This window comes from Sphingopyxis sp. Soil_C_28 (assembly GCF_057657055.1).
In genome coordinates this window covers 856,900-872,803 of sequence record NZ_JBDGJE010000002.1, presented here as the reverse complement: position 1 = coordinate 872,803, position 15,904 = coordinate 856,900, and the positions used below count along the sequence as shown (strand labels likewise).

Annotated in this window: 11 protein-coding genes; 6 read left to right on the top strand and 5 right to left on the bottom strand. The window is 64.4% G+C overall.

Annotated elements, in window-relative coordinates; genetic code table 11:
- Window positions 1-271: 271 nt before the first annotated feature.
- Window positions 272-7,309, bottom strand: a complete 7,038-nt coding sequence (locus AC3A43_RS12420) for a putative Ig domain-containing protein (RefSeq protein ID WP_487792841.1) — start codon at window positions 7,307-7,309, stop codon at window positions 272-274.
- 212 nt (window positions 7,310-7,521) lie between these two features.
- Window positions 7,522-7,683 carry a hypothetical protein gene (locus AC3A43_RS12415; protein ID WP_487792840.1) on the bottom strand — a complete coding sequence of 54 codons (162 nt, stop codon included), beginning with the start codon at window positions 7,681-7,683 and terminating at the stop codon, window positions 7,522-7,524.
- Window positions 7,684-7,733: 50 nt separating this feature from the next.
- Here AC3A43_RS12415 and AC3A43_RS12410 point away from each other — a divergent pair, with 50 nt between their 5' ends.
- The 4 genes from AC3A43_RS12410 (at window position 7,734) to ahpF (ending at window position 11,661) form a co-directional block, all read left to right on the top strand.
- Window positions 7,734-8,768: a hypothetical protein gene (locus tag AC3A43_RS12410; RefSeq protein ID WP_487792839.1), complete on the top strand. Its 1,035-nt coding sequence runs from the start codon at window positions 7,734-7,736 to the stop codon at window positions 8,766-8,768.
- Between the two features lie 80 nt (window positions 8,769-8,848).
- On the top strand, window positions 8,849-9,232 hold the full coding sequence (locus AC3A43_RS12405) for a hypothetical protein (RefSeq protein ID WP_487792838.1): 384 nt from the start codon (window positions 8,849-8,851) through the stop codon (window positions 9,230-9,232).
- A 163-nt stretch (window positions 9,233-9,395) separates the two neighbouring features.
- On the top strand, window positions 9,396-9,959 hold the full coding sequence (ahpC, locus tag AC3A43_RS12400; protein ID WP_487792837.1) for an alkyl hydroperoxide reductase subunit C: 564 nt from the start codon (window positions 9,396-9,398) through the stop codon (window positions 9,957-9,959).
- Between the two features lie 145 nt (window positions 9,960-10,104).
- Entirely contained in the window at window positions 10,105-11,661 is a 1,557-nt protein-coding gene (ahpF, locus tag AC3A43_RS12395; RefSeq protein WP_487793047.1) for an alkyl hydroperoxide reductase subunit F, read from the top strand.
- Between the two features lie 39 nt (window positions 11,662-11,700).
- Here ahpF and AC3A43_RS12390 read toward each other — a convergent pair whose 3' ends face one another.
- Window positions 11,701-12,000, bottom strand: coding sequence for a TFIIB-type zinc ribbon-containing protein (locus tag AC3A43_RS12390; RefSeq protein ID WP_487792836.1), 300 nt, complete (start codon window positions 11,998-12,000; stop codon window positions 11,701-11,703).
- Between the two features lie 357 nt (window positions 12,001-12,357).
- Between AC3A43_RS12390 and AC3A43_RS12385 the strand changes: the two genes are divergently transcribed.
- The gene (locus AC3A43_RS12385) at window positions 12,358-12,705 is read left to right on the top strand and encodes a hypothetical protein (protein WP_487792835.1); all 348 of its coding nucleotides are present in this window, start codon (window positions 12,358-12,360) and stop codon (window positions 12,703-12,705) included.
- A gap of 282 nt (window positions 12,706-12,987) precedes the next feature.
- On the top strand, window positions 12,988-13,860 hold the full coding sequence (locus tag AC3A43_RS12380; RefSeq protein WP_487792834.1) for an ROK family protein: 873 nt from the start codon (window positions 12,988-12,990) through the stop codon (window positions 13,858-13,860).
- 3 nt (window positions 13,861-13,863) lie between these two features.
- Here the strand turns inward: AC3A43_RS12380 and hutC are convergent, their stop codons facing one another.
- A complete protein-coding gene (gene hutC, locus AC3A43_RS12375) occupies window positions 13,864-14,544 on the bottom strand; it encodes a histidine utilization transcriptional repressor HutC (protein WP_487792833.1) in 681 nt (226 codons plus the stop codon).
- Window positions 14,541-15,887 carry a formimidoylglutamate deiminase gene (locus AC3A43_RS12370; protein WP_487792832.1) on the bottom strand — a complete coding sequence of 449 codons (1,347 nt, stop codon included), beginning with the start codon at window positions 15,885-15,887 and terminating at the stop codon, window positions 14,541-14,543. Before AC3A43_RS12370 ends, hutC begins: the two co-directional genes overlap by 4 nt.
- Between the last annotated feature and the right edge of the window lie 17 nt (window positions 15,888-15,904).

The window sequence follows — 15,904 nt, the reverse complement described above, 5'->3', positions numbered from 1 at the left end:
ACTCCAATTGACACTGTCAATTTACGCATCAAATAGACAGTGTCAATACAGATCGGCGCGCGCGGCGAACCGCCGTCGCCGCAGTCGACGAAAACAAGGCGCTCATGCGGCCATCATCGATGCCCTGATCTGCGCATTTTGAACCGTTTTTATCTGGTCCAACAAAAGAAGAACGAGACACGCAGAGCCGGGACGCCGTGTGGCCGGACAATCCGATTTCATCCCCCTTTGGCCATAGCGGCGGGGTGCCACAGGACGACGCCCAGTTCGGCTAGAACGCCTGCTTGACGTTGATCAGCACGCCCTGATCGGTGTCCGCGCCGCTATTCCGACTGTTCGAATATTCGATATCAACCGCGGTCCGGTCACCGATCGCCATTTCGACTCCGATGCCCATCAAAAGGCGGCTGCGCGCATAACCGGTCAGCGGCACGCCGTTGAACGGCCCCGATATCTGGTCGAAATAGGCGACAAGCGCCTCGCTATCGCGCTCGATATCGCGCTGATATTCCAGCCGCAGACGGGGCAGGAAAAAGCCGTTCTCGACCGCGATCCGATAGTCGACCTTCGCCCCCGCCCCGATCGAGGTGAACGCCACATCCTGGTCTAGGAAGGTCAGGTCGAAGACCGAGCCGCTGCTTTCGGTATAGCCATTGAGCTTGCCGCGCTGGGCATCGATGCGGGCGTAAGGGGTGAAACGCCAGTCGCCGCTTTCGATATCGGCACCCGCCGACACCGAACCGAACCACTGGCGGCCGCTGCGCGACGAGTCAACCAGCGCGCGGGACAGGGTGACATAGCGACGCAGATCAAAGTCGAGCCACTGATACCCCGCCAGCCAGTCGACATACAGGCCGCCGCCGAGCAGGTGGCTGCCATAGATCGCCAGCGTCTTTGCCTCGCCCTCGCTCTGCGAACCGTTGCGGCCGACATCGGTTGTTTCGCGGCCCAGCCCGACCCCGATACCCGCGGCGAATGACGGGCTGAAGCGATAGTCGGCCCCGAAAGTGACGCCTTCGGATTCAAAGCGTTCCGACGGACGGCCGGTCTTTTCGTCGCGATCGCCCCAGCGGATCGTGCCGCCGGCCCAGATCGTCAGCGGTGCCGGGGCGCGGCCCGAACCATCGGCGGCAGCGGCGGTGCCAGCGGCGGCGCTGGTGGCGGACGCTGCGGACCCGATCGGTCCGCCGCCAAGCATGCCGGCCGACCCAAGTCCGTCCGGCGTACCGGCGCCGAAACCGCCCGGCCGACCGTTCAGTCCACCGGCAGCGCCGCCGGCATTGGCGCAGACCGGATTGGTCCAGGCGGTGACAGTGTCGATACAATGATCCGAGGCGCTGATCCGCAACGAATTGCTGAAGCCGCCGCCCCCGCCACCACGGCGCAGGCCTTCAAGCCGGCGATTGAAATTTCCGACCTGAGTGTCGACGAAGCGGCGGGCCGAGTTGACCTGCGCCTGGACCAGCCCGCGCACTTCGGGATCGTTCGCCGGGTTCGGCCGCGCCACGATCTGTAACATGTATCCGATCGTCGCGGTGGACGGGGTCCCGCCCGTGCTGTCGGTGACAGTGATCGCAAAGGTCGCATCGCCCGACCCCGTCGGCGTTCCCGCAATCTCCCCGGTCGCGGCGTTGATCGTCAGGCCCGCAGGCAGCGTGCCCGAGCTGACCGCGAAGCTGTAGGGCGCGATGCCGCCGGCCGCAGTGAGCCGCTGGCTGTACACGACGCCTTGCGTACCCTTGGGCAAGGTCGCCGGGGTGACGGTAATTGCGGTGTTGCCGACCGTCAGCGTCAGATTGGCGGTGCCCGCCTGGCCATTGGCGTCGGTGGCATTCACAGTGACGGCAAAACTTCCTGCCGCCGTCGGCGTTCCCGACACGATGCCGTCCGCCGACAATGAAAGCCCGGCCGGCAGCGTGCCGCTCGTCAGCACAAAGCGGTAGGGCGCGACGCCGCCCGTCGCCGTCAGTGTTGCCGAATAGGCGGAACCGGCGGTTGCGGTGGGCAGAGCGGTCGGCGTCACGGCGACCAGCGGCGCCACGACATTCAGGCTGTAATTGCCCTGGATCGTGAACGGCGAGCCCGCTCCGGTCGATCCGGTGTCGGTCGCAACAACCGAGAAGCCGAAGGTCCCCGGCGCCGTCGGCGACCCGGCCAGCAGTCCGGTCGACGGGTTGAGGGTGATTCCCGCCGGCAGGTTGCCGGTCAGACTGTAGCTATAGGGGCCGACCCCGCCGGTGGCGGTGATAGCCTGGCTGTATGCCGCCGCATAGTTGGCGGTAAAACTGCCTGTCGCGGGCGTGAGCGCCAGCACCGGAGCGGCGACGACGAACGTGAAGGTCTGGCTCGTGTTGAACGGCCCGCTACCGGTCGAGGCATCGATGCCGGAGACGACCACGGCAAAGCTGCCCGCACTGGTCGGGGTTCCCGACACCGTCACGCTGTTCGTGCTGCTGCCGCTGATCGCCAGCCCGGTCGGCAGGTTCGTCACCTGATAGCCAGAAAAGGGCTGCGCGCCGCCGCTGAAGGTGAAGGTCTGGCTATACGCCGCCCCCGCCGTCGCGGTCAGCGGCCCGCCCGCCGCAACCGTTATCGCCGGGTTGGCGATGGTGATGGTTACCGTCGCCGGGGCCGACGTCCCGCCCGCGTTGGTCGCGGTATAGGAGAAGCTGTCGGTGCCGGCGAAGCCCGCATTGGGGGTGTAGGTGACGCCGATGCCGCTGGCGACCGCGGTCCCGTTTGCAGGCGGCGTGGAAACCGCGACGCTCGCCGCCGCACCGCCCGTGATATTGAGTGCGACCGGGTTAGCCGTGCTGCCATAAGTGACCGTCGCCGACACCGGATTGGCCACCGGCGCAGGCTGTTCGATTTGCACCGAATAATTTTGGGTCGCCGCATAGGGCCCGCTGCCCGCGCTGCTGTCGGTAGCGGTCACCGCGAAGTTGAAAGTGCCAAAGGCCGTCGGCGTGCCCGACAGCGTCCCGCCCGCCGACAACATCAGTCCGGCAGGCAGTGCCCCGCCGGTAACCGCATAGCTGTAGGGCGCGGTGCCGCCGCCCGCCGGGTTCAGCGGCGCGTTATAGGCAAGACCAAGCTGCCCGCCCGCCAGCGACGTCGGGGGCAGTGTTACCACCGCCGCACCAATCGTCAGGCCATAGGCGCGACTGCCCGTCTGGCCGTTGGCGTCGGTCGCGGTCAGGGTGAAATTATAGGCACCGCCAGCGGTTGGCGTGCCCGAAAGCACACCGCCCGCCGAAAGCGTCAGCCCCGGCGGCACCGCTCCCGCAGTCACCGCGAAGCCATAAGCCGCAACGCCGCCCGATGCGGTTGCGGTCTGGCTATAGCTTGCCCCCACGGTGCCGATTGGCAACGTTTCCGGCGTGATGCTTACCGTCGGCGTGGGGACGTTGATCGTGTAAGTCCGGGCAATCGTGAACGGCGCCCCCGCGCCCGTCGAACCGGTATCGGTTGCGGTGACGATGACCGGATAGCTGCCTGGTGCCGTCGCAGTGCCGCTGATCTGGTTTCCGGCGAAGGCCAGCCCGGTGGGCAATGTTCCGCTCAACGCGTAAGTGAAAGGCCCTACGCCCCCGGTTGCGACAAAGCTTTGCGTGAAGGGCGCATTATACGGCGCGGTCAGCGTTCCCGCCCCCGGCGTCATGGTAAGCGTCGGCCCCGCAACGGTCAGCGCGAAGGTCTGGCTGGCGCCAAACGGCCCCGCGCCGGTCGAGGCGTCGGTCGCCGACACGGCGAGCGCAAAGCTGCCGGCGCTGGTCGGCGTCCCGACAATCTCGATAGTATTCGCGCCGCTGCTTCCCGGCTGCAAGCCGGCGGGCAAGCCGGTCACCTGATAGCCGGTGAACGGCTGCGTCCCGCCGTTGAAGGTGAAGGTCTGGCTGTAGGCCGTACCGACCGTCGCGGTCAGCGGACCGCCCGCGGTGATCGTAATCGCCGGATTGGCGACGCTGATCGTCACCAGCGCCGGGGCCGAATTGGCGCCATTGTTGCTGGCGATATAGGTGAAGCTGTCCGACCCGGCGAAACCCGTATCGGGAATATAGCTGATCGTCAGCCCATTGACGATCGCGCGGCCGCTGGTCGGCGCGGTCGCCACCGCCACCGAGGTCGCACTGCCCGTGATGCTGAGCGGGATCGGCGTCAGGCCTGCACCATAAGGAACGCTGGCGGTGACGGAATTGGCCACCGGCGGGGTGTTGACGATGTTGATCGTATAGCTTTGCTGAACGACCGACGGGCCATTCGGATTGCTGTCGGTCGCGGTGACGACAAACCCGAAATTGTTAGCGGTCGTCGGGGTTCCCGTGATCGCGCCGGTCGGCGACATCGTCACGCCATAGGGCAGTTCGCCCGAGGTCACGACATAGTGGTAGGGGGCAACACCACCCGTTGCCGCGTTGATCTGCGCCGAATAGGCGACATCGGTCGCCCCGTCAGGCAGCGTCGTTGTCGGCAGGACGAGCGCCGGAACATCGACGGTAAGAGTGTAAGCACGGGCACCGGCATAGGGGCCAGGTGCCGCAGTCGCGTCGGTCGCGGTGATCGTGAAGGTCCGCGGACCGCCGAGCGCGGGCGTTCCCGAGAGCGTGCCGCCGGACGCCAGCGTGAGACCGGGAGGCAGACTGCCCGAGGTCACTGCAAAGCTGTAGGGCGCAATCGACCCGTCGGCGGTGATGGTCTGGCTATATGGCACACCAAAGGTCGCGTTCGGCAGCGACACCGGCGTCAGTTCGATGAGCGGCGGCGCGATGGTTACGGTATAGGCGCGGCTGGTCGAATAGGGTCCGGGCGCACCGCTGCTGTCGAGCGCGGTGATCGTGAAATTGGCGTTGCCCGCCGCGACCGGCGTTCCCGACAAAGTGCCGTCCGACGCAAGCGTCAGCCCGCTGGGAAGCGTCCCTACGGTCACCGAATAGCGATAGGGGAAGACGCCGCCATCGGTCGTCAGGATCGCGCTATAGAAAACGCCGACCGTTCCGTTCGGTACAGTTTCGGGCAAAATATTGAGCAGCACGTCGTCGTTGATAATCGTCGCCGTCGCGGTACCGGTCGCGATGGTGACGTTCAACGCGCCCGACAAGACGGCGGTGAAGCTCTCGTCGCTTTCCGGAGTCGTGTCGCCAAGGATCGTTACCGGGAAACTCTTGGTTGTTTCGCCGGGCTGGAATTCGAAGGGTGCCGTGGTCGCATTATAGTCGGTACCCGCGATCGCCGTCCCGTTAGCGGTTGCAGCATCGATCGACACCGGCTGGCCGCTGGGTGCGTCGAGCGTAATCACGAAGTTCCGGACCGTGGCCCCGCTGTTGCCTTCGACCACCGAAAAGCCGTTGATCGAAACCGAGGGCACCGGATCGTCATTGACGATCACACCGCTGCCCTGTGACCCGTTGACGAACGCCCCGGTCACATTGGCGATATTAACAAAGAACTCTTCGTCGGGTTCGTTCAGCGCGTCGCCGTTCACGACGACGGTGAAGGTCGCGGATGTTGCGCCCGCCGGAATAACAAACCCGGTCTGGCTGTTGGCGACATAATCCTGACCCGCAAGCGCGACGCGGTTGGCGGTCGCGATATCGAGGGTGACGCCCCCCGTCGCGGCAGGCGCCGACAGCGTCAGAGTGAAGACCGCGTTGGTCGTCCCGCTATTGCCTTCGGTTACCGTGGCATTGCCGACCGCGATGCTGGGGAAATCGTCGTTGGTGATCGTGCCGGTCGCGCTCGCCGGCGTCCCGACGACATAGCCCGCGCCGGCGGCAAGGGTGATGATGACCGTTTCGTCGGGTTCGATCGTCCCGTCCGAATTGGGGTTGATGACAATCGTCTGGCTGGTTGCACCTGCGGCAATGACAACCGACGTTCCCGTCGAGGCATAGTCGCTGCCGTTAATCGCCGTTCCGCCCAGCGTGAAGTTCACGGTCAGCGCCGAGGTCGGTGCGGCGTCGAGCGCGACCGTATAGACCAGGTTCGGAGCGCCATTCTCCGGCGTGCTGGCCGGCGACACGGTGATCGTCGCGGTCGGCACATCGTCGTTGAGGATCGTTCCGGTCGCCGAAGCCGGCGCGCTGACGAGATATCCGGCACCTGTCGCAACGGTAAGGATGACCGTCTCATTGGCTTCGACGGCGCTGTCGGCGGTGGGATCGATCGTCACCGTGGCGGTGGTGGCATTGGCCGGAATCGTGACGGTGGCCACGCCGCCCGCATAATCGGTTCCCGACGTCGCGGTGCCCGACGCCGTGAGGTTGACCGACAAAGGACTGGCGCTCGCGGTGCTGCGCGTGACCGTATAGACCAGATTGGTCGCGCCATCTTCGGAAACCGACGCCGGTGCGACCGCGATCGACACGGTGGGCAGCGCGGCGACGTTGATCGTCAATATTTCGAGTTCGAAATAGGGCGCGTTTGACGGCGTACTGGCGTCGGTGACGCGCAATTGCACCGTGGCACTGCCGGTGGTCGCCGGCGTACCCGTTATCAGGCCGCTGGACGACAGGCTAAGGCCGAACGGCATTGGCGTGCCGGGTGGTTCGGTGGCATAGATATGGGGCGACAGGCCGCCGTTGGTCGCCAGTTGCGCGGATGCCGGAACGCCCGCGGCCAATGTTACGGTCGGCGTCGCCAGAGACAGGGAGGGGTTCTGCACCGAGCCCGAATAGCTTTTGACCGAAAAGGCACCCACCGAATCCTGCGACCGGACGCTGAAGGAATATAGCCCGCGTTGTGTCGGTGTACCCGACAGCGCGCCCGCGCTGCTCAGCGACACGCCGAGCGGGAAAGCTCCGCTGGCGAGCGAGTAGGTGTACGGCGCCGTTCCCCCGGTCGATGACAGGGCCTGGTTGAAAGGCGTGCCGGCGGTCAGCGTCGGCAGATTGGCCGGCGCCACGACGATCGCCGACGACGGCGGCGTGATCGTAATCGTGAACCGGATCCACCGCAGGTCCAGATCCTCCATCTCGAAGGTGTCCTGCGTCGCCGCGTTGCCATTGTGGGTATAGATCAGCACCGATTTTGCGGTGCTTGGTGGCACAAAATCCTGTCGGACGGTCGCCTGGCCATGCGAAGGCCCGTTCCGCGTCTGTGCAGGTCCGTTGCCGTAACCGAAATTATAGTCGTCGCAGTCGGTAATATCGATTTCGATCGAACCGCCATTGCCCACGGTCGCGGTCTGCGGCGGACAGGCGAGCGATGTATGCTGCGCGCTGGCGGGCTGCGAAATCAGTGCACCGACGAATATCAGGACCGCAATAGCGAACCAGCGCGCAATCAACGTACGCAAAACCAGCAATTTCATAATAACCCGTTCCCCGCAACGCTCGCCAATTAAACGAGGTCGCCCATACACCGGTCTAAAGCGGGGGCATGGGCGCCGCCAGAAGGTGCGATGTACCAGGTCATATTGGGGTTGGGGATGATCGAGGTCCGCGCTTCCGCCTTCATCGGCCGTTCCTTACATCGGGAATCATTGCAGATTCCTTTGAAGAGATGCGCTTGCGTGGCGGCAGTTCAGGCCCGGGCAATCCGGCGTTCGGCGCCATTGCCGAGGCAGACGGTCAACTCGTGGAACGGCCCCAGCTTTACCGCTCGCAGCCGGTACGAAGACGACATGAACCAGTGCACCGCAGAATTTGCGGCGCAGATTTCGACCCGGTACGTTGTACGCTTCACATGCGATTTGACAAAGGTGATCGCGCCAGGCTCTCCGCCAAAGGAAAACGATGCGTGCTCGATTGAATGCTCTTCGCCAAATTGCCGTTATTGCGATATTGTTTTTCTTAACGGACCCGGCGCAGGCCCAATATCCGTGCGGCAATGGTCCCGGCCCGGGCGAGGTCGTGGTCGGTCAGACGCCGGGCAGTCAGGCACACGCGCCGGTGCTGCTTTGCCAATATGTCGGTAGCGAGGGCAGCGCGGAGCCAGAACAGGAGGTGCGGCCGGTGCTGGCACCCATGGTCCCGAGCTATATGGCCGCCGCCTATCACATGGACACGTCAGCAGTCTGGATAACGAACGCACACTGGTCCGCCGATTCGGCGACGAAGCGCGTGATGAGCGCGTGCGCCGCAGCGATGGGGGGTGGCTGCATCCTCGGCGCCACGGTCTATGACGTGGGTCATATCGCGGTTGTGCACGATGCCATGGGGCTAACCTGGGTAAAGGGCGCACGCATCGATATGAAGCTGCCGTGGAATCAGCAGGACAATACCGTCGCGCCGAAGCAAGCGCTTCTGCTTTGCCTGGAAAGCTCTTTTGGCTGCGAGCTTTCGGACAAACGCGGTGGCGGGATTTTGCGGAGCAACCACGACCCCGGCACCGATCATTCCAAAGACTATTTTCCCGCAGGCCCGGTCAAACGGCATCATTGGATCATGGTCGCACGGCCCGATAAAACGGCGCCGGCCGCATGGCAGAACAAGAGCTGGCTTGATAGCGGAAAGCAGGATTCTGAGGGAGCGAGAAAGGCGCTGTTAGGACGTTGCCGTCAGGATTCCGGTGTCGCGTGCGCCATAACCGACTACGCGGCCAATGGCGTTCTTGTCCATTTTGTTGACGGCAAGGGCCAGAGCCACTGGACGAGCGCGGTAGCGGACCGCCCGGCACAGGAGGACAAAAAAAGGGGACGGGCGATGGATCGGACATCGATCGCGGCGCGTGTCGATCGCCTCTGCCTCCCGTCCATCAAGCCATGCCGGGTCGTTGCCACCTATGATGCCGCAACGCCACGGCTGGTCGTGATTGCCGATATTCCGTGATGCCGGGCTGATCCGCGCCAGGACGAACCACGCCGGCATCGATGCCCCTTCCGGGTCGGCCGGCGAATTCAGCCCGCCCCTTGCTGCTCATCGATTCCGGCAAAGCGAATGGCGGCGCCTGTTTCGATATGATATACGGTCCGCAAGCCTGCGTAACAGCCATGAGGTTGATTATGACGGACGAGTGGAGAGTTGACGATCTGGCGCTGTGCATCAGCCGCCATGGGCGATATCCGCCCGAGGTCCGGCCGGGCGCGGTGCTCACGGTGAGCGCCGTGTTGAACGACATGCCCGACGTGATCACCGATCATCAGGGGACCGCGCTCCGTTTCAAGGATGCGCCCGATCTGGGCCCCCGCGCCGCTTATTGCGCAAAGCGGTTCCGAAAGATCACGCCGCCGCCCGCGGATGCATTCGATCTCGAAATCATCGGCCTGATGAACGGCACGTCGGTGTCTTCCTAACCTCTGATTGCAGACGCAAACAGGGAGATTACCGGACGTTTCGGTTTGATTGATTTTTACGATAAGTCTCCGAGGAAGAATTGATTTGATGGCGGCCGCCTCATCTCATACCTGCCCCGTGCACTGACTTATTGCACCGCAACATAAAAGGACAAACTCTCCCATGGGTATCATCGGAAGCTCGATCAAGCCGTTCAACGCCACCTCCTACCATCAGGGCAAGTTTGTCCCCGTGACCGATGCCGATACCGCGGGCAAGTGGGCGGTTTTCTTCTTCTACCCCGCCGATTTCACCTTTGTCTGCCCGACCGAGCTCGAAGATCTCGCCAATCAATATGCAACGCTGCAGGGCCTCGGCGTCGAAGTCTATTCGGTATCGACCGACACGCATTTCAGCCACAAGGCATGGCACGACAGCTCGCCGGCGATCGGCAAGATCAACTATCATATGCTGGGCGACCAGAACCACGTTCTTGCCAACAATTTCGGCGTGCTGCGTGAAGATTCGGGCCTCGCCGACCGCGCGACCTTCGTCGTCGATCCCGACGGCGTGATCCAGGTGATGGAAATCACCAGCGAAGGCGTCGGCCGCAACGCCGAAGAACTCGTCCGCAAGATCAAGGCCGCGGTCTATGTCCGCGCCAACCCCGGCCAGGTCTGCCCGGCGAAGTGGGAAGAAGGCGCCGAAACGCTCGCGCCCTCGATCGAACTCGTCGGCAAGATCTAAGCCGCTTCGATCTGATTTGCAGGACCGGGCGGGCGGCGCTCGCCCGGTCTTCGCATCCCGACAATCAAGAATTTCATCGTCGTGCATCGCGCGGCGACTGCGGCTTCGTGCCCGAAGCCCTGCCCGAAAGGCTCTCCCCATGCCGATGCTCGACGCCAACACCACCGCCCAGCTCAAAACCTATCTCGGCAACCTTCGCCGCCCGGTCGAACTGGTCGCAAGCCTCGACGCCTCGCCCAAGTCGGCCGAGATGCGCAGCCTTGTCGAGGAGGTCGCGGCGCAGTCGGATCTGGTCAGCGCCCGCTTCGACGGCGAGGACGCGCGCAAACCCTCTTTTGCCGTCCGCGGCGACGACGGGCGGGCCGAAGCCGTGTTCGCGGGCCTGCCGATGGGGCATGAATTCACGTCGCTGATCCTCGCGCTGCTCCATGTCGGCGGCCATCCGCCCAAGGAAGACGCCGACCTGCTCGACGCCGTGCGCGCGCTCAAGGGTGACTTTGCGTTCGAGACCTTCTTCTCGCTGTCGTGTCAGAACTGCCCCGAAGTCGTGCAGGCGCTCAACATCATGGCGGCGCTCAATCCCAATATTCGCCACACCGCGATCGACGGTGGTCTGTTCCAGGACGAGGTCGAACGCCGGAAGGTCATGGCCGTACCGGCCATCTTCCTGAACGGCGAACCCTTCGCCCAGGGCCGGATGGACCTCGCCCAGATCGTCGCGCGGCTCGATACCGGCGCGGTGGCGCGCGCGGCCGAGAAAATCGCGGCGAAAGAACCGTTCGACGTGCTCGTCGTCGGCGGCGGGCCGGCCGGCGCGGCGGCGGCCATCTATGCCGCGCGCAAGGGCATTCGCACCGGCATCGTCGCCGAACGCTTTGGCGGGCAGGTGCTCGACACGCTGGGAATCGAGAATTTCATTTCGGTTCAGCACACCGAGGGTCCGAAGCTTGCAGCGCAGCTCGAGGCGCATGTGCAGGATTATGACGTCGACATCATGAACTTGCAGGAAGCGGCCGAACTCGTCCCCGGCGGCGCGTCGGGTCTGCACGAAGTGAAGCTGAAAAGCGGCGCCAGCGTGAAGGGCAAGACGATCATCCTGTCGACCGGTGCCCGCTGGCGCCAGATGGGAGTTCCCGGCGAGGCAGAATATCGCAACAAGGGCGTCGCTTATTGCCCGCACTGCGACGGTCCGCTGTTCAAGGGCAAGCGCACTGCGGTGATCGGCGGCGGCAATTCGGGCGTCGAGGCGGCGATCGACCTCGCCGGGCTGACGGCGCATGTGACGTTGATCGAATTCGACAACGAACTGCGCGCCGACGCGGTCCTGCAACGCAAGCTGCGCAGCTTGCCAAATGTGACAATCATCACGTCGGCGCTGACGACCGAAGTTCTCGGCAATGGAGAAAAGGTGGTCGGGCTGCGCTATCGCGATCGCGATACCAGCGACGAACATCGGGTCGAGCTCGATGGCATCTTTGTGCAGATCGGGCTGATCCCGAACACCGAATGGCTGGGAAGCGCGGTCGCGCTCAGCGATCGCGGCGAGATCGAAGTCGATGCAAGGGCCGCAACGAGCCAGCCCGGCATCTTCGCAGCGGGCGACGTCACAACGGTCCCCTTCAAGCAGATCGTCATCGCGATGGGCGAAGGGTCGAAATCCGCCCTGTCCGCTTTCGATCACCTCATCCGGTCAGGCGGCTGACAAAAGGCCGGACCGACAACGCCAGCCCGGCCCCTCATATCAGTCGAACAATTCTTCCAAAAACGATTTCCGCCGCTTTGGATAACCTTTGCCATAGCCCTGATGCTCGCGCCCCCATGATTGTCCGGCGGGCGGTTGCGCATAATTTTGCTGGTGGGGCGCGGGTTGCGGCGCAGGTTCAGGCCCGCGACTCCGCTCGATGATCTTGTCGAGCTCGCCGCGATCGAGCCAGACGCCACGGCACTGCGGGCAATAGTCGATCTCGACGCCCTGCCGGTCGCTCATGACGAGCGGAACCGCGCAAACAGGGCAAGGCATGCCGGCGCCGGGGTTCGTCATGCGCTTTTCCCTTCAACGAAACGTCGGCGCGATGAAAATATCGATGATTTTGCCATGTGCAAAACTCCCAAGAGGTAAGCCTATCGAGATCAGGATGCAGCCGCGAGATGGTGTTTGGCCGAGCCGACATCGAGAAATCTCGATGCGGTCCGACATCACGATGAGATCATCGCCAGAGGGGCCCGGCCCGCATCACCTATCTAAGCCTCCACGCCCGGCGTTCAAGGGAGAAGAACTGCAGATGGCAGTCAGATCGGCTCTTGCTGATCGAACGCTCGCCCGGCATGGTCGCCTTGGGGAGCTACCCGAAAGAGGTAGATGCCGCCGAAAACCGGGTTGCAACAGAGGAGGATGCCAATGAATGTCCCTGCCAGGGGCGACGCCGCAGCACGCGAGCGTCACCGGACTTTGGACTTCATCGGCCTTCGCGCGCACGCGACGGCCGTGGGGTTGATCCAGCTTTGCGAGGAATTGTTGAACGCGGGCGTATTGAGCGCCGATGGGCTCGACCGGATCAAGGACGCGATCTGTTCGGAACTGGCCGTCGGGAAACGAGCCCGCGTATCCGATCAACGCGAATTCGACGATATGCTGCGGCGCCGGATCGACGCGGTCTTTCCGCTCGCACCCGGTGAACCGGCGCGCGACCATGTGGGATCGCTGGAAGAATTCGAAGAGGCTCTGGGCGGTTACCACGGCGCCTGATTTTCGTCGGCAGGGCAAATGTTTATGCGAAAGCCACCGTTCGGGATGTTTGGCAAAGAGACAATGTGCGCACCAGGCTAAGCATCTGCAAAAAGAAGCTCTCCTATCGAACGGAGGAGGACGCACTCATTGCCATCTGGCGTTCTGAATTGCAGCTTCGGACATATCGATGCGACCGTTGCCGGCTGTTTCATTTGACGAGCCGGACGAAGGGCAAGCTTCTCCCTCGCTAGGGTGAAAGCCCGCCTCCACGGCGCCAATGCAACAGGGGATCGATCAGTGATGAGCGGCAAGATTGCGCTGATCGAATCGGGCGGAACCAAATTCATAGTCGGAGTGGGAAATGCAGCGCGCCGGATTTTTGCGCGGACACGAATCGACACGACCGTTCCCGAACGAACGATCCCTGCGGCTATCGCCTGGCTTCAGCAGCAGGGGGCCGAATATGCTGCGGTCGGCATCGCCTCCTTTGGTCCACTCGACCTTGATCGCGCTTCGCCGACATGGGGGCATGTTACCCGCACGCCAAAACCGCACTGGGGCAACGCCGATATCGCTGGCCCGTTCGTCCGCGCACTGAATTGCCCGGTCGTAATCGACACCGACGTCAATGGCGCAGCGCTCGCCGAGTGGAAATGGGGCGCCGGCGCCGGAACGAACGCGATGCTGTACCTGACGGTCGGGACCGGCATCGGTGGCGGAGCCGTCGTTGGCGGACAGCTGATCCATGGCGTCGGCCATCCGGAGATGGGCCACATCCGTATGCCGCGTCACCCCGCCGATACCGATTTCACCGGGCATTGCCCCTTTCACGGCGACTGCCTTGAGGGGCTGGCCGCGGGTCCGGCGATCAAGGCGCGCTGGGGGGCGTCGTTGTCCGATCTGCCGTCAGACCATATCGGCCACCAGATCATTGCCTGGTATCTGGCGCAGGCGTCGGCGACCTTCCAGGCGATCCTCGAACCCGCCCGGATCATCCTGGGTGGCGGCGTGATGGGGACGCCGGGGCTGATCGAGCGCGTCCGCGCCGAGGCCGTGGCCGCGTCGAACGGCTATTTCACGGGCGACCCCGAACAGGTGATCGTGCCGCCGGCCCTGGGCGACGATACCGGCCTGCTCGGCGCGCTGGCGCTGACCGGGATCGAGCCCGCCTGACACTCACGGTCCCGCGTTAAACTCGGCCACCAGATCGAAGCGATCGCCGCGAAACAGCTGCCGGACATGGGTCACTACCCGCCCCGCGCGCCACGTCGTGCGGTCGAGGTCGAGACAGGCCGCACCGGCGCCGATCGCAAGAATCCCAGCTTCCTTGCGCGTCGGGTTTACCGCTCGAATCACGTGCCGCGCCTGCGTCCACGGGATATGCCCGAGCAGCCATGTGCCCGGAGCGACCCTGGCAAAATCGGCGTCCGCCGCCTCGGGCACTTCGCCGAGCGCGATAAAGCGCCGTTCGAGCGCGAAGCCTTCGCCCGCAGCCATATGCACGCCCTCGATGCGCAGTGCGGGTCCGGGGCACAGGTCCTCGCCCGCATCCGCCCTCTCGACCGAGGTCAGGTCCCAACGATAGGCCTCGCCGCGCGCTGCGATAAGCTCGGCGAGATCGGGCACCGTCATCACCGCCGAATGGACCGGCGGATGCGCAACGAACGTCCCCGCCTTGCGGCGTCGTTCGACCAGCCCCGATGCGGCGAGTTCGCCCAGCGCCTTGCTGACCGTCGCGCGCGCGCAGCCATAGCGCGCGGCGAGTTCCTGTTCGGTCGGGACGCGGTCGCCGGGGCGCCATTCGCCCGACTGGATCGAGGCGGTGATCTCGTCGCGGATACGGCGCGCGGGGTTCATGCGAGCAGCCGCGCGACACAGGCGCGATAGGTGGCGCCGATCGTCTCGGCATCGATATGGCGGCCTTTTTCGACGCGCTTGAGGCCCGCGCGCCAGACGCTGTCGATTGCACCCGAGCGCGCCGCGAAGATCCAGCGGTCGAGCAAGGTCGCATCGTCGGTGCCGGCAAAAACGGGGTGATCAAGGTCGAGCGTGACGAGGTCGGCGGCGTGACCGACGGCAAGCCCCGCAGGCACATTCAAGGCCTGTGCCCCGCCCTGCACAGCGCGCGCGAACAGATTGGCGCCAACGAAGGGCGCCTCCTCATTCGCGAGCAGCGCGCGAGCGCGTTGCGCGAGACGCTGCGAATATTCGAGCGCGCGGAGTTCCTGCGCCGCGTCGACCAAGATATTGCTGTCGGTGCCGATCCCGAAGCGGCCGCCCGCGGCAAGATAATCGACCGCCGGAAAAATGCCGTCGCCCAGATTGCCCTCGGTGATCGGGCACAACCCCGCGACCGCTCCACTCGCGGCGAGGCGCCCGGTTTCCCGCGCGTCGAGATGGGTCGAGTGGATCAGGCACCAGCGTTCATCGACCCCGGCGTTGTCGAGCAACCATTCGACTGGCCGCGCGCCACTCCACGCGACGCAGTCGGCGACCTCCTTCACCTGTTCGGCGGCGTGGATATGCACCGGGCCCGTCGGCGACAATTCGAGCAGCGCCGCCAGTTCGTCGGGCGTCACGGCGCGAAGCGAGTGCGGCGCGACACCCATATTGGCGTCGCCGGAGAGCTTGGACCGCGATGCATCGAGCAACGCCGCAAAGCCGTCGACGTCGTTGAGGAAACGCCGCTGCCCCGCGCTCGGCGGTGCGGCGTCGAAATTGCCATGCGCGTAAAAGACGGGAAGCAAGGTCAGACCGATCCCGGTTTCACCGCTCGCCCGCACGATCGCGCCCGCCATCTCGGCAGGATCGGCATAGGCGGCGCCCGCCGGATCGTGGTGCAGATAATGAAACTCGCCGACGCGCGTGAAGCCCGTCTCGAGCATCTCGGCATAAGCCTGCGCGGTGATCGCCGCGACATCCTCGGGGGTCAGCCGGTCGAGGAAGCGGTACATGATCTCGCGCCAACTCCAGAAATTATCGTCGGGCCGACTGCGGCGCTCCGAAAGCCCCGCCATGCCGCGCTGGAAACCATGGCTGTGAACATTGCACAGCCCGGGCAGCGCAACGCGGTGACGATCGTCGCCCGGCTCTGCCGCAACGCCGGTTTCGATCGACGCGATCCGGCCGTCCGTGACAGCCAGCCGCACATCTTTCGCCCAACCATTGTCGATCCACGCACGTTCGAACCAGAGAGCCATCGTCTTCGTCCTCATAT